Origin of the sequence: Streptomyces sp. NPDC098101 (assembly GCF_044760185.1) — a bacterium.
GTDB lineage: Bacteria > Actinomycetota > Actinomycetes > Streptomycetales > Streptomycetaceae > Streptomyces.
On record NZ_JBIWAS010000001.1, the window covers coordinates 388,525 to 412,947 of the forward strand.

Below are 24,423 nucleotides of genomic sequence, written 5' to 3' on the forward strand. Positions count from 1 at the left end.
AGACATGCCCACGATTCTCGGCCAGAACCAGTACGGCAAAGCAGAGAACCGCGTCGTCAAGATCACGCGGGACGGCGCCACCCACCACATCAAGGACCTCAACGTCTCCGTCGCCCTCTCCGGCGACCTCAGCGACGTCCACCTCACCGGCTCCAACGCCCACTGCCTCCCCACCGACACGACGAAGAACACCGTCTTCGCGTTCGCCAAGGAGTACGGCATCGAGTCCGCCGAGCAGTTCGGCATCCACCTGGCCCGCCACTTCGTGACGAGCCAGGAGCCGATCGAGCGCGCCCGGATCCGGATCGAGGAGTACTCCTGGGAGCGCATCGCCTCCTCCGACGCCAACTCCAAGTTCATCGGCTCCGACGAGGTCAACCACTCCTTCGCCCGCAAGGGCCAGGAGACCCGGGTCACCCAGATCACCTACGACGGCGAGAAGTGGGAGGTCATCTCCGGCCTCAAGGACCTCGTCGTCATGAACTCCACCAACTCGGAGTTCTGGGGCTACATCAAGGACCAGTACACGACCCTCCAGGAGGCGTACGACCGCATCCTGGCCACCCAGGTCTCCGGCCGGTGGCGGTTCAACTGGACCGACGACGACCAGCGGATGCCCAACTGGGAGCGGTCCTACGAGCAGACGAAGAAGCACATGCTCGAGGCCTTCGCGGAGACCTACTCGTACTCCCTCCAGCAGACGCTGTACCAGATGGCCACCCGGATCATCAACCACCGCTCGGAGATCGACGAGGTCCGCTTCTCGCTCCCGAACAAGCACCACTTCCTGGTCGACCTCGAGCCCTTCGGCCTGAAGAACGACAACGAGGTCTACTACGCCGCCGACCGCATGTACGGACTCATCGAGGCCACCGTCCTGCGCGACGGGGCCACGGCGCAGATCCCGGTCGACATGACCAACCTCTAAGCGGCATCTGAGTGACCGGCCCCCGCCCGCCCGCAGTCGGGCGGGGGCCGCACCAGACCGGAGGGAACCTTCCCATGGCACAGCCTGCAAAGGGGCCGGCAACCGCCGAAGGCCCGTGTTCCACCCCGTCGTCCTCCCCGGCCCCCTGCCACCCGGTGGACGAGAAGCTCCCCGCCCCGCGGCTCGTCCCCGCGGCGCTCCAGCACATCGCCGCCATGTACGCCGGCGTCGTCACCCCTCCGCTCATCGTCGGCCAGGCCGTCGGCCTCGACGCGGCCGGAATGACCCGGCTCATCGCCGCCGGCCTCCTGATCGCCGGCTGCGCGACCGTCCTGCAGACCCTCGGCGCCGGACGCTTCGCCGGCAACCGGCTCCCGTTCGTCAACGCCGCCTCGTCCGCCGGCATCGCCCCGATGCTCGCCATCGCCGAGACCAGCGCCCCCGGACACCAACTGCCCGCCATCTACGGCGCGGTGATGGTCGCCGGAGTCTTCTGCCTCGCCGTCGGCCCCTTCTTCGGCCGGCTCCTGCGCTTCTTCCCGCCGCTCGTCACCGGCGTCGTCATCACCCTCATCGGGGTCACCCTGATGCCCGTGCCCGTCGCCTGGGCCCAGGGCGGCGACCGGACCGCCGCCGACTTCGGCGCCATGAGGTACCTGGCACTCGCCGGCTTCACCCTCGTCGTCATCCTGCTCTTCCAGCGCTTCGGCAAGGGCTTCGTCAAGCAGATCGCCCTGCTCCTCGGCCTCCTCGTCGGCACCCTCGCCGCGATCCCCTTCGGAATGGCCGACTTCGGCGCCCTGCGCGAGGCGCCCGTCGCCGCCCTGCCCGCCCCCTTCGCCTTCGGCGCCCCCGAGTTCCAGCCCGCCGCGATCCTCTCCCTGTGCATCGTGATGCTGGTCCTGATGACGGAGTCCAGCGCCGGGATGCTCGCCCTCGGCGAGATCTGCGAGCGGCGCACCGACGGCCGGACCATCACCCGCGGCCTGCGCACCGACGGCATCGCCACCCTCCTCGGCCCCGTCTTCGGCGGCTTCCCCACCTCGGCCTTCGCCCAGAACGTCGGCGTCGTCTCGCTGACCCGGGTCCGCTCCCGGTACGTGGTCGCCGCCGCCGGCGGCGCCCTGCTGGTCCTCGGCGCCTTCCCGGTCCTCGGCGCGGTCGTCTCCACGGTCCCGATGCCCGTCCTCGGCGGCGCCGGCATCGTCCTCTTCGGCTCGATCGCGGTCAGCGGCATCCGCACCCTCTCGGAAGCCGGACTCGACGACAGCTCCAACATCATCCTGGTGGCCGTCGCGCTCGGAGCGGGCATCATCCCGCTCGCCGCGCCCACCTTCTACGCCGGCTTCCCGGCCTGGGCGCAGACCGTCCTCGGCTCCGGCATCAGCGCGGGCGCGCTCGTCGCGGTCCTGCTCAACCTGTTCTTCCACCATCTCGGCACCCGGAGCCGTCACGCGGCCCCGGCACTCAAATCCTCCTAGGGTCCTGCCGTGCCCACACCACCCCCGAGGAATGAAGGAAGCACCGCCATGGCAGCACCTTCGGCAGCCCCCCAGCGGATCGTCGTCGAGAACGCGGCGATCGCGACCGTCGACGCCGACGACACCGAGTACGCCTCCGGGTACCTCGTCGTCGCCGGCAACAGGATCGAGTCCATCGGAGCCGGCAAGGCCCCCGCGAACCTGGAGAACGTGGTCCGGCGCATCGACGCCACCGGCCACCTGGTCACGCCCGGCCTGGTCAACACCCACCACCACTTCTACCAGTGGATCACCCGCGGCCTGGCGACCGACCACAACCTCTTCAACTGGCTGGTGGCGCTCTACCCGACCTGGGCGCGGATCGACGAGCCGATGGTGCGCGCGGCCGCCCGGGGCTCGCTGGCGATGATGGCCCGCGGCGGCGTCACCACCGCCATGGACCACCACTACGTCTACCCGGTGAACTCCGGCGACCTCTCCGGCGCCATCATCGGCGCCGCCTCCGAGATGGGCGTCCGCTTCACCCTCGCCCGAGGCTCCATGGACCGCAGCGAGAAGGACGGCGGCCTGCCGCCGGACTTCGCCGTCGAGACCACCGAGGGCGCGCTCGCCGCGACCGAGGAGACGGTGAAGAAGTACCACGACGCCTCCTTCGACGCGATGACCCAGGTCGCCGTCGCCCCCTGTTCCCCCTTCTCCATCTCCACCGAGCTGCTCCGCGAGGGCGCCGCGCTCGGCCGCCGCCTGGGCGTGCGGATGCACACCCACGGCTCGGAGACCGTGGAGGAGGAGAAGTTCTGCCACGAGCTCTTCGGCATGGGCCCGACGGACTACTTCGAGTCCACCGGCTTCCTCGGCGAGGACGTGTGGATGGCGCACTGCGTCCACATGAACGACTCCGACATCGCCGCCTTCGCCCGCACCAAGACCGGCGTGGCCCACTGCCCCTCCTCCAACGCGCGCCTCGCCGCCGGCATCGCCCGCGTACCGGACATGCTGAAGGCGGGCGTCCCCGTCGGCCTCGGCGTCGACGGCACCGCCTCCAACGAGTCCGGCGAGCTCCACACCGAGCTGCGCAACGCGCTCCTCATCAACCGCCTCGGCGCCCACCGCGAGGCCGCGCTCAACGCCCGCCAGGCCCTGCGCCTCGGCACCTACGGCGGCGCGCAGGTCCTCGGCCGCGCCGACAGCATCGGCTCCCTCGAAGCCGGCAAGCTCGCCGACTTCGTCCTCTGGAAGATCGACGGCCTCGGCCACTCCACGATCGCCGACCCGGTCACCGCCATCGTCTTCGGCGCGGCGGCCCCGGTCACGGCCTCCTTCGTCAACGGCCGGCAGATCGTCGAGAACGACCGGCTGCTCACCGTCGACGAGGACACCATCGCGCGCGACGCGCGCACGGAGGCGCAGCGCCTGGCCCGCATCGCGGCCCAGGGCTGACCCTCCCCACGGAGTCCGGCCGAGGGGGACGGCCCTCGGCCGGTCGCCGCGGATCCGAGCGGGATCCGCGGCAGCCGGACCGGGAGGTGGCGTACGCAGAAGCAGTACGGCACCTCCCGGAACGGTGACACCCGCCCGCCCCCACCGGGCACCCCACCCAGGTGCCGCGCTCCCTCCACGGCCGCACCGCACCGCCCGCCCCGCCCCGCCTCCCGAAGCACCGCCCTCCGGACCCCGCCCGCCGGGACTCCGCTCCAGGGGCCCCGCCCGCCGGAGCCCCGCCCCGCGACGAGCCGCACCTCCCGCACCCGCACCGCATCGCACCACCTCCCAGACACCCGCGTCACCGCCGACGTGTAACCGACCGGAGGAACCGCCGTGGCATCCAAGCCCCAGGTTCGCAATGCACAAGACGCAGGCTCCGCCCCCGAAGACCGCGAGAAGCATCCGGTCGACGAGACGCTGCCCCCCGTGAAGATGCTCACCAGCGGCCTCCAGCACGTGGCCGCCATGTACGCGGGCGTCGTCGCCCCGCCCCTGATCGTGGGAGCGGCCGTCGGCCTCTCCGGCACCGAACTCACCTTCCTCACCGGCGCCAGCCTCTTCACCGCCGGCCTCGCCACCTTCCTCCAGACCCTGGGCGTCTGGAAGATCGGCGCCCGCCTGCCGTTCGTCAACGGCGTCACCTTCGCCGGCGTCGCCCCGATGCTCGCCATCGTCGACACCACCGAGAACAAGGCCGACGCGCTCCCCGTGATCTTCGGCGCGATCATCGTCGCCGGACTCCTCGGCTTCCTCGCCGCCCCCTGGTTCTCCCGGCTCGTGCGGTTCTTCCCGCCGGTCGTCACCGGCACCGTCATCACCCTCATAGGCGTGTCCCTCCTCCCGGTCGCGTTCGGCTGGGCCCAGGGACCCAACCCCCAGGCGAAGGACTACGGTTCGACGACCTTCCTCACCCTCGCCGGCATCACCCTCGTCGTCGTCCTGCTCCTGCGCCGCTTCACCCGCGGTTTCCTCAAGCAGGTCGCCGTCCTGGTCGGACTCGTCATCGGCACCCTCATCGCCATCCCGTTCGGCGTCACCGACTTCTCCCCGGTGACCGAGGCGGACATCGTCGGCTTCCCGTCCCCCTTCCACTTCGGCGCCCCGCAGTTCGCCCTCGCCGCGATCATCTCCATGTGCGTGGTCATGCTGGTCTCCATGACCGAGTCGACCGCCGACATGCTGGCGCTCGGCGAGATCGTCGAGCGGCCCGCCGACGAGAAGACCATCGCCGCCGGACTGCGCGCCGACACCCTCGGCTCCGCGATCAGCCCCCTGTTCAACGGCTTCATGTGCAGCGCCTTCGCCCAGAACATCGGCCTGGTCGCCATGACCCGGATCCGCAGCCGCTTCGTCGTCGCCTGCGGCGGCGGCTTCCTGGTCCTCATGGGCCTCTCGCCGGTCGCCGCCTCGCTGATCTCGGTCGTGCCCCGGCCGGTCCTCGGCGGCGCGGGCGTCGTCCTCTTCGGCTCGGTCGCCGCCAGCGGCATCCAGACCCTCGTCAAGGCCGGTCTGGAGAAGGACAACAACGTCCTGATCGTGGCCGTCTCGCTGGCGGTCGGCATCATCCCGATCACCGCGCCGAACTTCTACCACGCCTTCCCGGAGACCGCGAAGATCATCCTGGACTCCGGCATCTCCACCGGCTGCGTCGCCGCCGTCCTGCTCAACGTGGTCTTCAACCACCTGGGCCGGCGCCAGGACGACGACGAGGTCACCGCGCCGATGGAGCCCGGCGAGGAGATCTCCGGCAGCCGCACCGCGAAGGCGGCGCACGTCCACTGAACCCGCACCCCACCCCACCGGCCGCCCCGACCCCCGCCCACCCGGCGGGGGCCGGGGCCGCCGCGCGTACCCGTATGACGGGGACTGCCACGACGACCGGCACCGGAACGGGGACCGGGATCGGAAGGGCGACCGGCACCGCGACCGCGACCGCGATTGAGACTGCGACTGCGACTGCGACCGGCACCCCGACCCCGATCCCGCCCCGTCCCCTTACGACGGCCAGGACCGTCGTCCTGATCAACCCCAACACCTCCGCAGCCACCACCGCGATGATGACCGCCATCGCCCGGCGCACCCTGGGCCCCGCCCGCCCCGTCCGGGGTGTGACCGTCGCCCGGGGGCCGCTCATGCTCACCGACCCGGCCGCCCTGCGGGCCGCCGCACCCGAGGTCGTGGCCGCGGGGGCCGCCGCCACCGCCGGGGGCGACTGCGCCGCCCTGCTCGTCGCCGCCTTCGGGGACCCGGGCCTGGAGGCCCTGCGCGCGGCGACCGGGCTCCCCGTGACCGGCCTGGGCGAGGCGGCGCTCCTGGAGGCGGCCGCCGACGGCGCCCCCTTCGGGATCGCCACCACCACCCCGCTCCTGGCCGACGCCCTCACCGCCCGGGTGGCGGAACTCGGCCTCTCCGACCGGTACACCGGACTGCGGCTCACCGCCGGCGCCCCCGAACGCCTCTCCGCCGAACCGGCCGTGCTCCTCGACCGCCTGGAGCGGGCGGTCCGCGCCTGCGCCGAACGGGACGGGGCCCGCACCGTCGTCATCGGCGGCGGTCCGCTCGGCGAGGCGGCCGAGGAGCTCCGGGCCCGGTGCGCCGTCCGGATCGTCGCCCCGATCCCGGCGGCCTGCCGGGCGCTGGCCCGCCTGCTGACGGAGTGACGGCCGGGACCGCCGGAGGCCCCGGGCCGGGCGGCCCCGCTCACCCCTCCACCGCGATCCGGCGCCGGCACTCCCGGGCCAGGGAGGGATACGCGACGCCGATCGTCTCGTACAGGCGCCTGCGCAGCAGCCGTTCGGCCTCGCCGCGCCCGGTCTCGCCGTACAGGCCGTCGAGCAGCGCCTCGTACCGCGAGAGGGCGTGCCGCAGATAGCTCACCTGCCACCGCACGAGCGCCCCGGCGGGCGCCCCGCCCGGCTCCGGTGCCCCCGGGCTCCGGGCCCCCAGCAGGTGCCGGTGGCGGACGGCGCGGCGCTCCAGCTCGGGGCCGGGCAGCCGGGGCACCTCGATCGGCTCCGCGCGGATCGCGGTCAGGACGGCGGCCCGCCGCCGCTCGGCGTACGCCCCGGTGGCCGAGGAGCGGACCCGCGAGAGCTCCGAGGTCTCGGCGAACTCGGGCGTCCGCTCCACGGTCTCCACCCGGGCGAGCAGATAGAGCCGCACCGGCGCGAGGGACCAGCGGCGCGGATCGCGCCCCTGCACGTCGGGCGTGCCGAGCAGGTCCCGGACCATGGCGTCGGTCCAGCCGCGCCGGCGCACCCCGGCGAGCGACACATAGGTCGTACGGTCCGTCATGTTTCCCCCAGAACTCGACTACGGAGCGTGACGATTCCAGTGAAGCGCACCCCACTGACAACGCCCCCTCGCCGCCCCCTTGTCGAGCCCGCCCCGACTGTGCGATATAGGTCTGGACCTTTCCGACGGACGGAGGCCGCACCGTGCAACGCCCGTTCCCCCCACGCCGCTCGCTCGCCCCGGCAGCACTTCTCGCGCTCGCCCTCACCGCCTGCTCCGCCGCCGGAGCCGAACCGGAGGACACCCGCGCCCCCACCGCACCCACCGGCGTCACCGCCACCTCGGGCAGTTCGACCACCGTCCACGTCATGTGGAGCGCGGCCACCGACGACCGCGCCGTCACCGGCTACGAGGTCTACCGCGAGGGCCGCAAGGTCAAGGACCTCCCCGCCACCACCCTCATGACCGACGTCGTCGGCCTCGCCCCGGCCACCCCCCACCGCTTCACCGTCCGCGCCCGCGACGCCGCCGGCAACGCCTCGCCGCCCAGCGCCACCGTCACCGCCACCACGCTCCCGGCCGCCGCCGAGGACCGCACGCCCCCCACCGCCCCGACCGGCCTCCGCGTCACCCCCGACGGCAGCCGCGCCGCCGTCCTCCGCTGGTCCCCGGCCCGGGACGACACCCGGGTCACCGCGTACGACGTCTACCAGGCCGACACCCGCGTCCACACGGTCCCGGGCACCGCCACCGACGCCCGCCTCACCGGCCTGCGCCCCGGCACCGCCTACGCGTTCACCGTCCGCGCCCGCGACGCCGCCGAGAACTCCTCCCCGGACAGCAACGCGGTCGACCTCACCACCGCCCCGGCCCCGGGCGCGCCCCCGAACACCGCCCCCACCGACCTCACCGCCACCGCCGCCAAGGGCGGCGAGATCACCCTCACCTGGACCCCGCCGAAGACGGACGCCCCGGTCACCCACCACGAACTCCACCTCAACGGCCGCTTCACCACCACCATCGTCTGGGGCACCGCACCGCCCCCCGGCCGCGCCACCTACGCCTTCCCGGTCACCGACCCCCCGGGCACCCGCTACACCGTCACCCTCCGCGCCCGCCTCCCCGACGGCACCTGGGGCGACTTCTCGGCCCCGAGGACGGTGGTCGTGCGCTGAAACGCCCCCGAACTGCGGCGACACACCTGGCCCCTGGTCCTTGCAGCCCGGAAGCGCCCACCCGGAACTACCCTGGGAAGCGTGGCCGAGACCGTTCTCACCAACACCGGGTTCGACAGGTTCCTCGAACTCGTCGGCGGAGCACCCGAGCACCGAGAGCCCGCGTTCGCGCGGGCCGCGGAGGCGGTGCTCGGGCTCCTCGCGCTCCGGGGCGCCGACCGGGGGACGGGCGTGCCCGAGCCGACGCCCGAGCTGGTGCGGCAGCTCCTCGTGGAGGACCTGCCCGCGTTCGTGTACGTGCCGCCCGGCGAGCTCGCGCTCTACCCCGCCGTGCTCGGGGCGCTCGCCGCCCGCTTCGACGGGGACGGCGCCGAGCGGATCGCCCGGGCGGTCGCGGAGGCCGGGCCCGACTTCGAACGGGCCATGAACGACCCCGGGAACCTTACCTGGCACCGCTGGTACGCCTCCCTCCTGCGGAGCTGCGGCGCCGACCTCACCGACCCCGAGGACGTGCGCCGCAGGCTCGCCGCCCTCGACGGCGCGCCCCTGCCCGACGGCGTGCGCCGGGCCGACCTCATGGGGCGGACCGCCCTCGCGGACGTCCTGCTCACCGAGGCCCTCACGCGCGCGTACGTCCGGGACGCCGAGGCCCCGCCGCCGATCGGGCCGCTGCTCACCGACCACGCCGTGGCGACCGGCATCGGACAGGTGGCCACCGCGCTCCAGGACCGGTGGACCGCCGCCGGACTGGCCGCACAGCTCGCCGGACCGTACGCGCACTACGCCCCCGGCCCCGACGCCTTCCCCCACCTCGTCCTGGCCGACGCCCTCCTCGACGAGCACCTCGACCACTACGGCGACCCCGCCGCCCCCGTGCCCCCGCCGCCCGCGATCGAGTCCGGCGACCCCGAGGACGACGCGAACGCCCTCCTCACCGCCGTCGAGGAGCTCGCGGAGGAGGAGTTCGAGCCGTACGGGGGCGAGGCCCCGCACCTCCTCTACGTGGTCTACCAGCGCGGCTGCTCCGCCGAGTCCGTCGCCCGCAAGGCCGCCGAGTACGAGGACTGGACCGTCGACCCGGCCCTGGAGGACCTGCCCGTCCCGGTGCCGGACGGCGCGCCCGACGCGTACGAGGTCCCGCCCGTGCCGGAGCTCGTCCGGCTCCTGGGCACCCCGGAACTGGACGAGGCCGACCGCGCCCGGCTCGCGGGACCCGCCCGGGACCTGGCCGCCGTCCTCGACCGGCTCGCCGCCACCGGCCTGGTCTTCCGGAGCGGCGACGCCTTCGGCCTCACCCCGCGCGGCGCGGGCGCCGTGCGCTATCTGCTCGCCGTGCGCGGGATCGCCGCGCCGGACGCCGCCGGGGCCGCCGCCTGGCCCGCGCCCGTCCTGGTCGCCGCCGCCGGGGGCTGGTCCGCGTCCGTCGCCGCGCGCGTCCTCGCCGACTGGCTCCACGCGCGCGTGGACACCGCCCACGCCTGGACCCAGCTGCTCGACGCCCTCGGAACCGTCCACGCCGGCACCTCCGAAGCGGCCGCCGTCCGGGGGCTCTTCACCGCCCTGGACACCGGCACCGCCCCGCCCGGGACGCTGCGCGCCGCCCTCCGCGACCCCGTGATCGGCGCGTACGCCCTCCGGGCCCTGGAGGAGCGGGGCGAGGAGGCGGACCCGGTCCAGGTGCCGACCTCGGCCCGGGCCCTGCGCGTCCTCGACGCGCTGCCCGCCAAGAAGGGGCCCCTGGAGTCCCGCCGCGCGGCCTTCGACGCGACGGCCGCCGCCTGGCCCGGCGGCTCGGCCGCCCTGGTCCGCGCGATGGCCGAGGCGGACCGCCACGAGGCGGAACGCGTCCTCGGCCCGCTCGGCATCGCCCTGCCCTGACGAGGGGGAGGCGGGGGAAGCGGAAAGGGAACGGGCCCCGCTCCCGGTGCTGTGCGACACCGGGGGCGGGGCCCGTCCGAAAAGCCGTCCGGCGACTGTGCGGGCAGCCGGATCAGCCGTACGGGGCGAGTCAGCCGACCAGCTGCTCGTACGCGGGAAGCGTCAGGAAGTCCGCGTAGTCCGCGTCGAGGGAGACGCGGAGCAGCAGGTCGTGGGCCTGCTGCCACTTTCCGGCCGCGAAGGCCTCCTCGCCGATCTCGGCGCGGATCGCGGCCAGTTCCTCGGCGGCGACCTGGCGGGCCAGCTCGGGGGTGGCCTTCTCGCCGTTCTCGAAGACGACGCCCGCGTTGATCCACTGCCAGATCTGGGAGCGGGAGATCTCGGCGGTGGCCGCGTCCTCCATCAGGTTGAAGATGGCGACGGCGCCGAGGCCGCGCAGCCACGCCTCGATGTAGCGGATGCCGACCTGGACGGCGTTGCGCAGGCCGTCGTAGGTGGGCTTCGCGTCGAGCGAGTCGATCGCGATCAGGTCGCCGGCCGCGACGGAGACGTCCTCGCGCAGGCGGTCCTTCTGGTTGGGCTTCTCGCCGAGGACGGCGTCGAAGGAGGCCAGCGCGATCGGTACCAGGTCGGGGTGGGCGACCCAGGAGCCGTCGAAGCCGTCGCCGGCCTCGCGGTCCTTGTCGGCCTTGACCTTCTCGAACGCGACCTTGTTGACCTCGGCGTCCTTGCGGGACGGGATGAAGGCCGCCATGCCGCCGATCGCGTGCGCGCCGCGCTTGTGGCAGGTGCGCACGAGGAGTTCGGTGTACGCGCGCATGAACGGGGCCGTCATCGTGACCAGGTTGCGGTCCGGCAGGACGAACTTGGCGCCGCCGTCGCGGAAGTTCTTGACGATGGAGAAGAGGTAGTCCCAGCGGCCCGCGTTGAGGCCCGCGGCGTGGTCGCGGAGCTCGTAGAGGATCTCCTCCATCTCGTACGCGGCCGTGATGGTCTCGATGAGGACCGTGGCGCGGACGGTGCCCTGCGGGATGCCGACGTAGTCCTGGGCGAAGACGAAGATCTCGTTCCAGAGGCGGGCCTCCAGGTGCGACTCCGTCTTCGGCAGGTAGAAGTACGGGCCCTTGCCGAGGTCGATCAGGCGCCGGGCGTTGTGGAAGAAGTACAGGCCGAAGTCGACGAGCGCGCCGGGCACCGGCCGTCCCTCGAAGGCCAGGTGACGCTCCTCCAGGTGCCAGCCGCGCGGCCGCATGACGACCGTCGCCAGCTCGTCGGCGGGCTTGAGGGCGTACGACTTGCCGGAGCGCGGGTCCGTGAAGTCGATGTTCCGGGTGTACGCGTCGATCAGGTTCAGCTGGCCCAGGACCACGTTCTCCCAGGTCGGCGCCGAGGCGTCCTCGAAGTCGGCGAGCCACACCTTCGCACCGGAGTTGAGCGCGTTGATCGTCATCTTGCGGTCGGTGGGGCCGGTGATCTCGACCCGGCGGTCGTTCAGGGCCGCCGGGGCCGGGGCGACCTTCCAGGAGTCGTCGGCGCGGATCGCGGCGGTCTCCGGGAGGAAGTCCAGGGTGGACGTGCGGGCGATCTCGGCGCGGCGCTCCGCCCGCCGGGCGAGGAGCTCGTCCCGGCGCGGGGTGAACCGCCGGTGCAGTTCGGCGACGAAGGCCAGGGCGGCCTCGGTGAGCACCTCTTCCTGGCGCGGCAGGGGCTCGGCATCGACGACGGCCAGGGGGGACGGCGCTGGTGCGGACATGAACTGTCACTTCCTTCAGCGGACTTCGCGGGCGGTGCCAGACGGCCGCCGGGCGTCACGGGACGGCACGGAGTGCCACCGGAGCCGAGATACGGCCGCGAGCGCCCTCCGGACTGGCAGGCGCTTCTGAACAGTGGATACTAGTTTCCTCATGGTGGAAGTTCAATGGTTTGTTGACGTCGAGATTCTCCGGATCGACAGAAAGCGGCGCTCAGTGCCAGGCCGCTCACTCCAAGTGCGACAGGTCCGCCTCGGTGTCGATGTCGTAGGGCTCGGCCACGTCCGAGCAGTCCACCGGCACGATCGCGTCCCGGTGCGCCGCCAGATAGTCCCGCGCGCCCCGGTCGCCCACCGCCGTCTCCGCGATCCCCGCCCAGCGCCCGGCGCCGAACAGCACCGGATGCCCCCGCCGCCCGTCGTACGAGGCGGCCGCGAGCGAGTCCCGCGAGTCGTACGCCGCCCGCACCCGGGCCACCGCCTCCGCCCCGATCCCCGGCTGGTCGACCAGGAACACGAGCGCCGCGTCCACCCCGCGCGGATCGGCGGCGAGCGACGCCAGCCCGGCCCGCAGCGAGGAGCCCATCCCCGCCGCCCACTCCGGGTTCTCCACCAGGACGCAGCCGGGCAGCTCCGCCCGCTCCCGCACGGCGTCCGCCGACGCCCCGAGCACCACGTGCACCACCTCGCACCCGGCCGCGCGCAGCACCCCCACCGCGTGCTCCACCAGCGGGCGGCCCCGGTGGGTGAGCAGCGCCTTCGGCCGGCCCCCGAGCCGCCGGCCGCCCCCGGCGGCGAGCAGCAGACCGGCCACGACGGGGGAACGGTCGGAGGCGGACGGAGGAGTGAGGTCTTCCGGAGTCGTCATGAGGACTGCATACCGCATCCGGACGGAAACACACGGTTGCGCGAATCAGCCTTGCGGGGGGTGGCGCGGCGGGGTGGCGAAGGAGTTAACTGGCCCGACTCGCGGCGCCCGGCCATCGTGCGGAGGGTCGGTCCGGAGCGTTTCCGCGTACTCGGGGTGTGGAGTTCTGCGCACAGTGTCGTGCGAGGGGGAGAACCATGTTGCGAAGCGTGGAGCAGAGGCCGGTGGGCATCGAGGGCGTGGACCCCAGGGTGACCGAGCTGAGGTCGGCCGTGTCCCGGCTGCGGCGCGAACTCGCCGCGCACCGGGCCGAGTTCGCCGACCGGGAGATCGCCGAGGGGGAGCTCGCGGCGCTCGACGCCATGGTGCTCGGCGGCGCTCCGGAGGTACGGCGGCTGCGCCGCTCCCTGCTGATCGTCGCGGGCTGCGTCGGCTCCGTCAGCGCCCTCGCCGACGCCCTGGCCGGGGTCCGCCGCGCCGTCGAGCTCTTCGGCGCGCCGCCGGAGCGCGGCGCGGAGAACTGAGGGACCGTCAAGCGGCCGCCCTGAGACGGGAGCTCACCGTCTGATCAGCCGCCGGGCCGTCGCCGCCGCCACCGCCGCCGTGCGGGAGTCCACGCCCAGCTTCGCGAAGATGTGGACCAGATGGGACTTCACCGTCGCCTGGCTCAGGAACAGCGCCTTGCTGACCTGGAGGTTCGACAGGCCCTCGCCGACCAGCTGGAGCACCTCCAGCTCGCGCTTGGTCAGCGCCTCCGCCGGGGTCCGCATCCGGTCCATCAGCCGGTGCGCCACCGCCGGCGCGAGGGCCGATTGCCCGGCCGCCGCCGTCCGGACCGCCGCCGCCAGCTCCTCCGGCGGCGCGTCCTTCAGGAGGTAGCCGGAGGCGCCCGCCTCCACCGCCGCCAGGATGTCCGCGTCCGTGTCGTACGTCGTCAGGATCAGCACCTTCGGCCCGTCCGGCGCCGCCGTGATCGCCGCCGTCGCCTCCGAGCCGTGCGCCCCCGCGCCGAACTGGAGGTCCATCAGGACCACGTCCACGCCCCCGGCGGCGGCCAGTTCCACCGCCCGCTCGGCGGTGGCGGCCTCCGCGACGACCGCGAAGTCCGGCTCGGTGTCGAGGACCGCGCGCAGGCCGGCCCGTACCACCGGATGGTCGTCGGCGAGCAGCAGACGGATGGTCATGCGGAACCTCCGGAGGGAAGGGAACCCCTGTCGGGCAGCGGCAGGGAGACGGCGACGGCGGTGCCCTGGCCGGGCGCGGACTCCACGGTGAACGTGCCGCCGAGCGACTCCGCCCGCGACCGCATCGCCGGAAGCCCGAAACCGCCCTCGGACGAGGGGCGTACGGCACCGGGCTCGAAGCCCTCCCCGTCGTCGACCACGTCCAGGGTCACCGACGCGCCCATGAACGACAGGGTGATCTCCGCCCGCGAGGCCGAGGCGTGCCGCACCGTGTTCGCGAGGGCCGACCGCGCGATCCGCAGCAGCGCCACCTCGTACGGGGTCGGCAGCTCCACCGGCGTCCCGCTCACCGAGAACCGGACCCGGGGCCCGTACGGACCCGCTTCCGCCCCCGGCTCGCACAGCCGCTCCAGGGCCGCCGCGAGCGAGCCGTGCTCCAGGTCCGGCGGCGCGAGCGCCCGGACGAAGCGCCGCGCCTCCGCCAGGTCGTCCTGCGCCGCCCGGCGCGCCCGCTCGATGTGCCCGGCGGCGGGGGAGTCCGGCGGCAGCGCGCGCTCGGCCGCCCGCAGCAGCAGCTGGATCGAGGACAGGCCCTGCGCGAGCGTGTCGTGGATCTCCCGCGCGAGCCGCTCCCGTTCGGCCAGCGTCCCCGCGTGCCGCTCCGCCGCCGCCAGCTCCGCCCGGGTCGCGATCAGCTCCTCGATGAGCCGGCGCCGCCGCTCGCTCTCCCGGTAGAGGGCCTGGTAGCCGAGGACCGTCGCCACCGCGACCGCCGCGCCGAGCAGCGGCCCGATGAAGACCCCCGGGTTGAGCGCGGCGCCGTGCCCCACGTACGAGAGGATCGCCGCGCCCGCCGTCAGCGCCACCGCCGGCAGCGACCAGCGGGCGGGCAGCAGGTGCAGCTGGAGGAAGTACAGCGGGAAGGCCACCCAGAGCGCCTCCGGCGTCAGGCAGAGCATCGCCAGCCAGGACGCCCCCAGGACCCCCAGCCAGACGGCGGCCGCCCGCCGGGAGGTCCGTACCGCCGGGAGGTGCGAGCCCGCCGCGTAGACCGCTCCCGTGACCGCCGCCGCCACCGTCCCGGCGGCCGAGTGCGCCCGGACCGCCGCCAGGACGAGCAGGCCCGCCATGAGGAGGTGCAGGCAGAGGCGGAGCACGAAAGGGGCGGGGTGGAGGGAGGAGCGGTCGGTCATGATCCCTCCAGGGTAGACAGCGGGCGGCGGCACCGGCTCAACCGAAAGTTCGATCGTGGAGCCATCCGCCGCGCGATGCCCGCGAGGAGGTGCGCGGACCAGGCTGGTCGGCATGTTCGTGGCATGGAGAGACCTGAGATCCGCCAAGGGGCGGTTCACCCTCATGGGCACGGTGATCGTGCTGATCACCCTGCTCGTGGGGCTGTTGTCCGGGCTGACCGCCGGGCTCGCGCGGGAGAACGTCTCCGCGATCACCGGCCTGCCCGCCGACCGGCTGGCCTTCGCGGCGCCGCCGCCCGGCCGGTCGGCCTCCTTCACCGACTCGACGGTGACGGAGGAGCAGTGGCGGGCCTGGGCGGAGCGGCCCGGGGTGACGGGCGCGGCGCCGCTCGGCATCCGTACGCTCGTCGCCGCCGCCGGGGACCGCACCGCCGCCGTCTCCGCCTTCGGCGCGGAACCGGGGGCCGGGCTCGCGCCCGGCCCGGTCGCCCCGGGGAAGGTCGTCCTGTCCGGGCCGGCGGCCGGGGAGCTGGGCGCGGGCGTCGGTGACGCGGTCCGCCTCGGGCCCCTGGAGGCCACCGTCGCGGCGGTCTCCGGCGACGCCTCGTACAGCCACACGCCCGTCGTGTGGACCTCCCTCGACGACTGGCAGAGGCTCGGCCACAGCGGCACCACGGCCCTGGAACAGGCCACGGTCATCGCCCTGAGCGGCGGAGACGGGACCGACTGGGCGGCCGGGGACGCCGCCGTCGGCACCGAGGCGCGGACCGTCGGCGACGCCCTCACCGCCATCGGGTCGTACCAGGCCGAGAACGGCTCCCTCCAGCTCATGCGCGGCTTCCTCTTCGCGATCTCCGCGCTGGTCGTCGGGGCCTTCTTCACCGTCTGGACCATCCAGCGCGCCGGTGACGTCGCCGTCCTCAAGGCGCTCGGCGCCTCCACCCCGTACCTCCTGAAGGACGCCCTCGGGCAGGCCGTCCTCGTGCTCGCCGCCGGGACCCTGCTCGGCACCGCGCTCGCGGCCGGCATCGGCGCCCTGGTCGGCGGCGGGGACGTGCCCTTCGCCCTGGAACCGCTCACCGTCCTCGGCCCTGCCGCCGTCATCGTCGTCCTCGGCGTGCTCGGCGCGGCCCTGTCCGTCCGGCGGATCACCGCCGTCGACCCCCTCACGGCCCTGGGCAGCGCCCGATGAGCCCCGCACCGGAGCGCCCCACGCCGCACGGCCCGATGAACCCCCTCACCCCGCACCGGAGCACCCGATGAGCCTCGTCCTCGACGGCGTCACCCTCACCTACCCCGACGGCGACGGCCGGCTCACCGCCCTCGACGCCGTCTCCCTCGCCGTCCCCGCCGGGACGCTCACGGCGGTCGTCGGCCCCTCGGGGTCCGGCAAGTCCAGCCTGCTCGCGGTGGCCGCCACCCTCGTCACCCCGGACCGGGGGCGGGTCGTCGTCGCCGGTACGGACACGGGGGCGCTCACCCCGGCCGCCAAGGCGCGGCTGCGGCGCGAGCACGTCGGGATCGTCTTCCAGCAGCCCAACCTGCTGCCCTCGCTGAGCGCGGCGGAGCAGGTGCGGGTGATGGCCCACCTGTCGGGCCGCTCCCCGAAGGCGGTACGGGGCCGGGCCCTGGACCTGCTCGACGCGGTGGGCCTCGCGGACCTGGCCGGGCGCCGGCCGCACCAGCTGTCGGGTGGCCAGCGGCAGCGGGTCAACATCGCGCGGGCCCTGATGAACGAGCCGTCCGTCCTCCTGGTCGACGAACCGACCAGCGCCCTCGACCACGAGCGCGGGGCGGCGGTCGTGGACCTCCTCGCCCGCCTGACGCGGGAGCGGGGGACGGCGACGGTCCTGGTCACCCACGACCGGACCCATGCGGCCGGGACGGACCGCACGGTCACGGTCCGGGACGGACGGCTCTCGGAGGCCGTACCGGTGTGACGCCTCCCGGCACGCGCGAGGGCGCCCGGAACCAGGTGCGGTTCCGGGCGCCCTCGCGCGCGGTGACGGGTCAGCCCTGGCCGTTGCCCGCCGTGTTCGCCAGCGCCGCCGACAGGTCGCGCGCCACTTCCTGGAGGATCGGGACGATCTTCTCGGTGGCGGCCTCGGTGACCCGGCCCGCCGGGCCCGAGATGGAGATGGCGGCGGCGGTGGGGGAGTCCGGCACGGAGACCGCGAGGCAGCGGACCCCTATCTCCTGCTCGTTGTCGTCGACCGCGTACCCCGCCTCGCGGACCGCGACGAGCGCGTCGAGGAAGCCCTCGGGCGTGGTGATGGTCTTCTCGGTCGCGGCCGGCATCCCGGTGCGGGCGAGCAGCGCGCGCACCTCCTCCGGCGGGGTGTGCGCGAGGAGCGCCTTGCCGACGCCGGTCGAGTGCGGCAGGACCCGCCGGCCGACCTCGGTGAACATGCGCATCGAGTGCTTGGACGGCACCTGCGCCACGTACACGATCTCGTCGCCGTCGAGCAGCGCCATGTTCGCCGTCTCGCCGGTCTCCTCGACGAGCCGGGCGAGGTACGGCCGGGCCCAGGTGCCGAGGAGGCGGGAGGCGGACTCGCCGAGCCGGATGAGCCGGGGGCCGAGCGCGTACCGCCGGTTGGGCTGCTGGCGCACGTAGCCGCAGGCGACGAGGGTGCGCATCAGGCGATGGATGGTGGGGAGCGGGAGCCCGCTGCTGGCGGAGAGCTCGCTCAGCCCGACCTCGCCCCCGGCGTCGGCCATCCGCTCCAGGAGGTCGAAGGCGCGCTCGAGGGACTGGACGCCCCCGCTCGCGGCGGGTTTGGCGGCGTCGGTGGTGCTGGCGCTGGACGTCGGCACGTCACGGTCCTTTCGGGGCGGGCGGGCAAGGCAGCAGCCTACCGGGCCACCGGCCGGGGCACACGGCCCCGGTCCCGGCGTCGGCGCCGGTCAGGGGGTGTTTGTCCGGTGTCGGAGAGGGCCCGGAGAGGCCCGGGACGGCCCCGCATGTGCGGAGCTACGTTCTACTGTACGAAATTTACATTCCACTCTGTGGAAACGTCCAAGCCGGGTTCGGCGGTCCCGGATGCTGGAAGTGTGCCCTTGACGACATGTCGTCCGGAAGTGAAGACTCCTTCAACAGTTCGTTGAATTTCTCCGTGGAGCCCGCCCCGAGCAGGGACGGCTCCCTCCAGGAGCAGTGGAAGAAGGGGTACGGGTGGACGTCAACCTGGTCCTGCGCTCGACGCGCGTCATCACCCCCGAGGGGACGCGCCCGGCGTCGATCGCCGTCTCCGGAGGGACGATCGCGGCCGTGCTGCCGTACGACGCCGAGGTGCCCGCCGGCGCCCGGCTGGAGGACGTCGGCGACGACGTCGTCCTGCCCGGACTCGTCGACACCCACGTGCACGTGAACGACCCCGGCCGCACCGAGTGGGAGGGCTTCTGGACCGCCACCCGCGCGGCCGCCGCCGGCGGCATCACCACCCTGCTCGACATGCCGCTCAACTCGCTGCCGCCGACCACCACCGTGGAGAACCTGCGGGTCAAGCAGGACGTCGCCCGCGCCAAGGCCCACGTCGACGTCGGCTTCTGGGGCGGCGCCCTGCCCGACAACGTCAAGGACCTGCGGCCGCTCCACGACGCCGGAGTCTTCGGCTTCAAGTGCTTCCTGTCGCCCTCCGGCGTGGAGGAGTTCCCCGAGCTCGACCAGGAGCGCCTCGCGACCTCGCTCGCCGAGATCTCCGGCTTCGGCGGCCTGATGATCGTGCACGCCGAGGACCCGCACCACCTCGCCGCCGCGCCGCAGCGCTCCGGCGGCGCGTACGCCGACTTCCTCGCCTCCCGGCCCCGGGACGCCGAGAACACGGCCATCGGGAACCTGATCGGCCAGGCCCGCAGGCTCGACGCCCGCGTCCACGTCCTGCACCTCTCCTCCTCCGACGCCCTTCCGGCCATCGCCGCCGCCCGGGCCGAGGGCGTGAAGATCACCGTCGAGTCCTGTCCGCACTTCCTCACGCTCACCGCCGAGGAGATCCCGGACGGCGCCACCGAGTTCAAGTGCTGCCCGCCGATCCGCGAGGCCGCCAACCAGGACGCGCTGTGGCAGGGGCTCGCGGACGGCACCATCGACTGCGTCGTGTCCGACCACTCGCCGTCCACCGCCGACCTCAAGACCCCCGACTTCGCCTCCGCGTGGGGCGGGATCTCCTCCCTCCAGCTCGGCCTGCCCGCCATCTGGACCGAGGCCCGCCGCCGCGGCCACGACCTGACGGACGTCGTCCGCTGGATGTCCGAGGGCCCCGCCCGGCTCGCCGGACTCGACCGCAAGGGCGCCATCGAGGCCGGCCGCGACGCCGACTTCGCCGTCCTCGACCCCGAGGCCACCTTCACCGTCGACCCGGCCGAGCTCCAGCACCGCAACCGGATCACCGCCTACGCGGGCCGGACCCTGCACGGCGTCGTCACCTCCACCTGGCTGCGCGGCGAGCGGATCGCCGACCGCGGTGTCCTCGCCGAGCCCTCCGGCCGCCTCCTCGAAAGGAACAACTGACCCGTGAGCACCGGCATACCCTCCTTCACCGGCGACGCCAGCCCCTACGGCGGCGGCGACCCGTACGCCGACTACCGCACGGCCGACTTCCCCTTCACCCAGTACGCGGACCTCGCGGACCGGCGGCTCGGCGCGGGCGTGACCGCGGCCAACGACGAGTTCTTCGCGGAGCGCGAGAACCTGCTCAAGCCCGGTGCCGCCGAGTTCGACCCCGAGCACTTCGGCCACAAGGGCAAGATCATGGACGGCTGGGAGACCCGCCGTCGTCGTGGCGTCTCCGCGCAGCAGCCGCACCCCACCGAGGACGACCACGACTGGGCCCTCGTACGGCTCGGCGCCCCCGGCGTGATCCGCGGCATCGTCCTCGACACCGCCCACTTCCGCGGCAACTACCCGCAGGCCGTCTCCGTCGAGGCCGCCTCCGTCGCCGGCTCGCCCTCGCCCGAGGACCTCCTCGCCGACGACGTGAAGTGGACGGTGCTCGTCCCGCGCACCGCCGTCGGCGGCCACGCGGCCAACGGCTTCGCCGTCGACGTCGAGCAGCGCTTCACGCACCTGCGCGTCAACCAGCACCCCGACGGCGGCATCGCCCGCCTCCGCGTGTACGGAGAGGTCGCCCCCGACCCGGTGTGGCTGGGCGTCCTCGGCACCTTCGACCTCGCGGCCCTGGAGAACGGCGGTCAGGTGGAGGACGCCTCCGACCGCTTCTACTCCCCGGCCACCAACACCATCCAGCCGGGCCGCTCCCACAAGATGGACGACGGCTGGGAGACCCGCCGCCGCCGCGACAAGGGCAACGACTGGATCCGCTACGCCCTGGTCGCCGAGTCCGAGATCCGCGCCGTCGAGATCGACACCGCCTACCTCAAGGGCAACAGCGCGGGCTGGGCCGCCCTCTCCGTCGCGGCCGAGGGCTCGGAGGAGTGGACCGAGGTCCTGCCCCGGACCCGCCTCCAGCCCGACACCAACCACCGCTTCGTCCTGGACGCCCCGGCGGTCGGCTCCCGCGTCCGGATCGACATCTACCCGGACGGCGGCATCTCCCGCCTCCGCCTCTTCGGCTCCCTCACGGAGGCCGGTACGGCGCGGCTGACCGCCCGCCACCAGGAACTGGGCGGCTGACCTCCCGGGGCGCCCCGCCGACAGGGCGCCCCGGGCCCCCGCCCCCGCCGGGCGACCCGCCCGGCCCCCACGACCCGGGCGGGACACGACACCCCGCCCGGCCCCCGAGGGCGCACCGACCCGACAGCACCGGTGCGCCCTCGCGCACGTCCCCGGACTCCCGGCCGGGAGTCCGGAAAGCGCGTGGCGCCGGCGGACCCGGACCGGATCCGCCACGTCCTTGCCGCCCCTGGTCGGCCGTTACGCCGCGTGTCCCCCGTCCACCGAGAACTCCGCCCCCGTCACGTACCGCCCCTCCGGGCCCGCCAGGAAGGCGACCATCGACGCCACCTCGTCCGGGGTGCCGAAGCGGCCGAGGGCCGTGAGGGCCGTCTGGCCCTCCGCGAGCGGGCCGTCCGCCGGGTTCATGTCGGTGTCCACGGGGCCGGGGTGGACGAGGTTCGCCGTGATCCCCCGGCCGCCCAGCTCGCGGGCGAGCCCCTTCGTGAGGCCCGTCAGGGCGGTCTTGCTCATCGCGTACAGGGCCCCGCCGGGGCCCGGCACCCGCTGGGTCATGCAGCTGCCGATCGTGACGATCCGGCCGCCGTCCGGCAGCCGGACCGCCGCCGCCTGGCAGGCGAGGAAGACCGCCCGGACGTTCACGGCGAGGACCCGGTCCACGTCCGCGAGGGTCAGCGACTCCAGCGGGCCGAGGACCCCGACGCCCGCGTTGTTCACCAGGACGTCGAGCCGTCCCAGGGCGTCCGCCGCCCACGCGACCGCGCCCGCCGCGTCCCCGGGGTCGGCCGCGTCGGCCCGCAGCGGCAGCGCCTTCCGGCCCGTCGCCTCGATCCGGGCCGCGACCTCCGCGGCCCGCTCCTCGTCCCGTACGTAGGTGAAGGCCACGTCCGCGCCCTCTTGGGCGAGCCGTACCGCCGTCGCCGCGCCGATCCCCCTGCTGCCGCCCGTCACCAGGACCGCCGTGCCGTGCGTCGTGAACATCCCGAACCTCCGTGGAAGAACTAAGTGGTTGCGGGTTCAATAAAAGTCGGAGGAGCGGGCGGACGCTGGCGGCAATCGGACGCCGACCCCGCCGGCGGACCGATGAGTTCCGCCCGGCGGCGCGGTCGGAGCTTTCGGAACACGATGGTCCGCAGACGCAGACGCAGACGCGGATACGACGGCCCGGAGCCGTGGAAGACGGTCCGGAGACACGGAAGGGGCACCCGCCATGGCCACCCTCAGCCTCACCCAGTTCCTCACCCTCGACGGCGTCGTCCAGGCCCCCGGCGGCCCCGACGAGGACCGCAGCGACGGCTTCGAGCACGGCGGCTGGTCCGTGCCGTACGGGGACGAGGACTTCGGGCGGTTCGTCGACGAGGTCTTCACCCGGCCGACCGCCTTCCTCCTCGGCCGCCGCACCTACGACATCTTCGCCGGCTACTGGCCGAAGCGGACCGACCCCGGCGACCCGGTCGCGACCAAGCTGAACGCCCTCCCCAAGTACGTCGCCACCACCACCCTCACCGAGGCCGACTGGGCCGGGACCACCCTGCTCCGCGGCGACGTCGCCCGGGAGGTCGCGGAACTCAAGGAGCGGCTCGACGGCGAGATCCAGATGCACGGCAGCGCCGGCCTCGCCCGCACCCTCCTCGACCACGACCTCATCGACACCCTCCACCTGCTCGTCTTCCCGGTCGTCCTGGGCACGGGCCGCCGCCTCTTCACCGACGGGGTCCGCCCCACCGCCTTCCGCCCCGCCGGGTCGCGCACCACCGGCGCGGGCGTCGCCATCCACACGTACGAGCTCGAAGGACGCCCCGCGTACGGCAGCTACTGACCGGCCACGGAAAGATGTAGCCACCACGGGCCGCCCCGGGTACGGTGATCCTCCGCGTGCGAGCCGCCGAAGTCTCCACCCCGTCCGAAGACTTGGAGAAACGGCCCGATGTCGGCTCCGTCGTTCGCCGCCCCCCTGCCCCTCGGCGCCCCGCGCCGGACCTGGCTCACCGACCTGCCCGTCCTGCTGGTCGCCGTCTTCTGGGGCGCCAGCTACCTCGCGGCCAAGGGCATCACCACCACCCACACGGTCGTCGCCGTCCTCGTCCTGCGGTTCGCGGTGGTGCTGCCCGTCCTCGTCGCCGCCGGATGGAGCAGGCTCCGCGCCCTGACCGCCGCCCAGTGGCGCGGCGCCGGAACCCTCGGGCTGATCCTCGGCGGGATCTTCCTCCTGGAGACCTACGGCGTCGTCCACACCTCCGCCACCAACGCGGGCCTGATCATCAGCCTCACCATGATCTTCACCCCGCTCGCCGAGGCCGCCGTCACCGGCGTCCGGCCGACGCGCGCCTTCCTCGCCGCCGCCGGGCTCTCCGTCACGGGCGTCGTCCTGCTCACCCAGGGCGGCGGCTTCACCGCCCCCTCCACCGGCGACCTGCTCATGCTGCTCGCCGCCCTCGCCCGTACCGTCCACGTCCTGGCCATGTCCCGGATCGCGGCGGTCCGCTCGGCCGACTCGCTCTCCCTCACCACCGTCCAGCTCGGCTCCGCCGTCGCCGTGTTCGCCGTCATCGCCCTCTTCCCCGGCACCGGCGCCTCCCCCTGGGCCACGGCCCTCGACTTCGGCCCGCGAGAATGGGCCGGGCTGGTCTTCCTCTCCGTCTTCTGCACGCTCTTCGCCTTCTTCGTGCAGATGTGGGCGGTCCGCCGCACCTCCCCGTCCCGGGTCAGCCTCCTCCTCGGCACCGAACCCCTCTGGGCCGCCGCCGCGGGCATCGCCCTGGCCAGGGACCGCCCCGGCGCCCTCGGCCTCGCGGGCGCGGTCCTCGTCCTCGCGGGCACCACCTGGGGCCGCCGCGCCGCCGACGGAGCCGACCGGACGGACGGGGCCGACCTGACGGACAAGACCGGCCGAACGGACAAGGCCGACCGGGCCGTCGGGGCCGGCGAGGACACGAGGTAGGTTCTCCGTCCATGTCCTCGTCCACGCGTTCCCTCGTCCACACCAACGAGTTCAGGGCCCGTGCCCGCCGCGCCCAGGGCTGGGGGATCGGCCTGCTCGCCGTCGCCGGCCTCCTCTGGATCTGGTTCGCCGTCCACCTCGTCACCCCGTACGAGGACGGCGACGGCCGCGGCAGCCCCTGCCCCGCCCTCCTCACCAGCGAATACGTCCACCACGAGTCGTGCGTCGAGGAGCGCGACTGGCCCGGGCTCGTCGCCCTCCTCGGCGGCTCCCTGCCCTTCGCCGTCGCCGGTGCCGCCCTCTACACCAGCGGCTCCGCCGCGCAGCGCACCGCCGACTACCTCGCCGAGGTCACCCGCCTGGACTCCGCCAAGGCCTGAGGACCCCGCTCAGGACTTCGGCACCCGGTCCGAGACGATCAAAACGACCCCGCCGAGCACCGCTATCACGATGTTCGCGAACAGCTCCCGCCCCTCCAGGAACCACACGTTCTCCGTCAGGAACCGGGTCAGGCCCATGAACCGGAACCAGCCGTCCGTCAGCTCGCGGACCACTCCGCACACACCGGCCAGGGCGATCACGGCACCGACGGTCTCCAGGAATCTCTTCATGTCCCGATCATGACCGGGGCGGGGGAGCGCCCGCGTCCGACCCCGGTCCCCGCCCGCCGCTAC

General features: G+C 74.0%; 23 protein-coding genes. 15 read left to right on the plus strand and 8 right to left on the minus strand.

The annotated features are described in order from the left end of the window. The first annotated feature begins 4 nt into the window (after window positions 1-4). The 5 genes from pucL to ACIQVI_RS01560 all read left to right on the plus strand — a co-directional run bounded on the left by pucL (window position 5) and on the right by ACIQVI_RS01560 (window position 6,554). Window positions 5-928, plus strand: coding sequence for a factor-independent urate hydroxylase (pucL, locus tag ACIQVI_RS01540; RefSeq protein WP_351970389.1), 924 nt, complete (start codon window positions 5-7; stop codon window positions 926-928). Between the two features lie 74 nt (window positions 929-1,002). Continuing rightward, entirely contained in the window at window positions 1,003-2,409 is a 1,407-nt protein-coding gene (locus ACIQVI_RS01545) for a nucleobase:cation symporter-2 family protein (RefSeq protein ID WP_351970388.1), read from the plus strand. A gap of 48 nt (window positions 2,410-2,457) precedes the next feature. Continuing rightward, window positions 2,458-3,849 carry an 8-oxoguanine deaminase gene (locus ACIQVI_RS01550; RefSeq protein WP_403589835.1) on the plus strand — a complete coding sequence of 464 codons (1,392 nt, stop codon included), beginning with the start codon at window positions 2,458-2,460 and terminating at the stop codon, window positions 3,847-3,849. A gap of 378 nt (window positions 3,850-4,227) precedes the next feature. Further along, window positions 4,228-5,676, plus strand: coding sequence for a nucleobase:cation symporter-2 family protein (locus tag ACIQVI_RS01555; protein WP_403589837.1), 1,449 nt, complete (start codon window positions 4,228-4,230; stop codon window positions 5,674-5,676). Window positions 5,677-5,915: 239 nt separating this feature from the next. Beyond that, window positions 5,916-6,554, plus strand: coding sequence for an aspartate/glutamate racemase family protein (locus ACIQVI_RS01560; protein WP_403592188.1), 639 nt, complete (start codon window positions 5,916-5,918; stop codon window positions 6,552-6,554). A gap of 40 nt (window positions 6,555-6,594) precedes the next feature. Here ACIQVI_RS01560 and ACIQVI_RS01565 read toward each other — a convergent pair whose 3' ends face one another. Then, on the minus strand, window positions 6,595-7,188 hold the full coding sequence (locus ACIQVI_RS01565) for a hypothetical protein (RefSeq protein WP_403589839.1): 594 nt from the start codon (window positions 7,186-7,188) through the stop codon (window positions 6,595-6,597). A 143-nt stretch (window positions 7,189-7,331) separates the two neighbouring features. Between ACIQVI_RS01565 and ACIQVI_RS01570 the strand changes: the two genes are divergently transcribed. After that, complete coding sequence (locus ACIQVI_RS01570; protein WP_351973430.1) at window positions 7,332-8,303, plus strand: fibronectin type III domain-containing protein; 972 nt, start codon at window positions 7,332-7,334, stop codon at window positions 8,301-8,303. 81 nt (window positions 8,304-8,384) lie between these two features. After that, window positions 8,385-10,181, plus strand: a complete 1,797-nt coding sequence (locus ACIQVI_RS01575) for a hypothetical protein (protein WP_403589841.1) — start codon at window positions 8,385-8,387, stop codon at window positions 10,179-10,181. 130 nt (window positions 10,182-10,311) lie between these two features. Here ACIQVI_RS01575 and aceB read toward each other — a convergent pair whose 3' ends face one another. Both aceB and ACIQVI_RS01585 read right to left on the minus strand, forming a co-directional pair. Beyond that, entirely contained in the window at window positions 10,312-11,934 is a 1,623-nt protein-coding gene (gene aceB, locus ACIQVI_RS01580; RefSeq protein WP_403589843.1) for a malate synthase A, read from the minus strand. A gap of 226 nt (window positions 11,935-12,160) precedes the next feature. Beyond that, a complete protein-coding gene (locus tag ACIQVI_RS01585) occupies window positions 12,161-12,799 on the minus strand; it encodes an NTP transferase domain-containing protein (RefSeq protein WP_403589845.1) in 639 nt (212 codons plus the stop codon). A gap of 197 nt (window positions 12,800-12,996) precedes the next feature. Here ACIQVI_RS01585 and ACIQVI_RS01590 point away from each other — a divergent pair, with 197 nt between their 5' ends. Beyond that, entirely contained in the window at window positions 12,997-13,323 is a 327-nt protein-coding gene (locus tag ACIQVI_RS01590) for a DUF5955 family protein (protein WP_351974112.1), read from the plus strand. A 33-nt stretch (window positions 13,324-13,356) separates the two neighbouring features. Here the strand turns inward: ACIQVI_RS01590 and ACIQVI_RS01595 are convergent, their stop codons facing one another. After that, on the minus strand, window positions 13,357-13,983 hold the full coding sequence (locus ACIQVI_RS01595; RefSeq protein ID WP_403589847.1) for a response regulator: 627 nt from the start codon (window positions 13,981-13,983) through the stop codon (window positions 13,357-13,359). After that, the gene (locus ACIQVI_RS01600) at window positions 13,980-15,176 is read right to left on the minus strand and encodes a sensor histidine kinase (RefSeq protein WP_403589849.1); all 1,197 of its coding nucleotides are present in this window, start codon (window positions 15,174-15,176) and stop codon (window positions 13,980-13,982) included. The genes ACIQVI_RS01595 and ACIQVI_RS01600 overlap by 4 nt, the downstream gene beginning before the upstream one ends. Before the next feature lie 112 nt (window positions 15,177-15,288). Between ACIQVI_RS01600 and ACIQVI_RS01605 the strand changes: the two genes are divergently transcribed. Next, on the plus strand, window positions 15,289-16,368 hold the full coding sequence (locus ACIQVI_RS01605; RefSeq protein ID WP_403589851.1) for an ABC transporter permease: 1,080 nt from the start codon (window positions 15,289-15,291) through the stop codon (window positions 16,366-16,368). A 67-nt stretch (window positions 16,369-16,435) separates the two neighbouring features. Beyond that, a complete protein-coding gene (locus tag ACIQVI_RS01610) occupies window positions 16,436-17,116 on the plus strand; it encodes an ABC transporter ATP-binding protein (protein ID WP_403589853.1) in 681 nt (226 codons plus the stop codon). A 70-nt stretch (window positions 17,117-17,186) separates the two neighbouring features. Here the strand turns inward: ACIQVI_RS01610 and ACIQVI_RS01615 are convergent, their stop codons facing one another. Continuing rightward, a complete protein-coding gene (locus tag ACIQVI_RS01615) occupies window positions 17,187-17,993 on the minus strand; it encodes an IclR family transcriptional regulator (RefSeq protein ID WP_121832443.1) in 807 nt (268 codons plus the stop codon). A gap of 358 nt (window positions 17,994-18,351) precedes the next feature. On the opposite strand from ACIQVI_RS01615, the gene allB reads away from it, so the two are divergent. Further along, window positions 18,352-19,686, plus strand: coding sequence for an allantoinase AllB (gene allB / locus ACIQVI_RS01620; RefSeq protein ID WP_403589855.1), 1,335 nt, complete (start codon window positions 18,352-18,354; stop codon window positions 19,684-19,686). Between the two features lie 3 nt (window positions 19,687-19,689). Then, entirely contained in the window at window positions 19,690-20,808 is a 1,119-nt protein-coding gene (gene alc / locus ACIQVI_RS01625) for an allantoicase (protein ID WP_403589857.1), read from the plus strand. A 240-nt stretch (window positions 20,809-21,048) separates the two neighbouring features. Here the strand turns inward: alc and ACIQVI_RS01630 are convergent, their stop codons facing one another. Next, window positions 21,049-21,789, minus strand: coding sequence for an SDR family oxidoreductase (locus ACIQVI_RS01630; protein WP_351971936.1), 741 nt, complete (start codon window positions 21,787-21,789; stop codon window positions 21,049-21,051). 229 nt (window positions 21,790-22,018) lie between these two features. Between ACIQVI_RS01630 and ACIQVI_RS01635 the strand changes: the two genes are divergently transcribed. The 3 genes from ACIQVI_RS01635 to ACIQVI_RS01645 all read left to right on the plus strand — a co-directional run bounded on the left by ACIQVI_RS01635 (window position 22,019) and on the right by ACIQVI_RS01645 (window position 24,129). Continuing rightward, on the plus strand, window positions 22,019-22,627 hold the full coding sequence (locus ACIQVI_RS01635; protein WP_351971935.1) for a dihydrofolate reductase family protein: 609 nt from the start codon (window positions 22,019-22,021) through the stop codon (window positions 22,625-22,627). A 108-nt stretch (window positions 22,628-22,735) separates the two neighbouring features. Then, entirely contained in the window at window positions 22,736-23,749 is a 1,014-nt protein-coding gene (locus ACIQVI_RS01640) for a DMT family transporter (RefSeq protein ID WP_403589859.1), read from the plus strand. Window positions 23,750-23,760: 11 nt separating this feature from the next. Further along, window positions 23,761-24,129: a hypothetical protein gene (locus ACIQVI_RS01645; protein WP_403589861.1), complete on the plus strand. Its 369-nt coding sequence runs from the start codon at window positions 23,761-23,763 to the stop codon at window positions 24,127-24,129. A 9-nt stretch (window positions 24,130-24,138) separates the two neighbouring features. Here the strand turns inward: ACIQVI_RS01645 and ACIQVI_RS01650 are convergent, their stop codons facing one another. Continuing rightward, complete coding sequence (locus ACIQVI_RS01650; protein ID WP_030219746.1) at window positions 24,139-24,360, minus strand: hypothetical protein; 222 nt, start codon at window positions 24,358-24,360, stop codon at window positions 24,139-24,141. Between the last annotated feature and the right edge of the window lie 63 nt (window positions 24,361-24,423).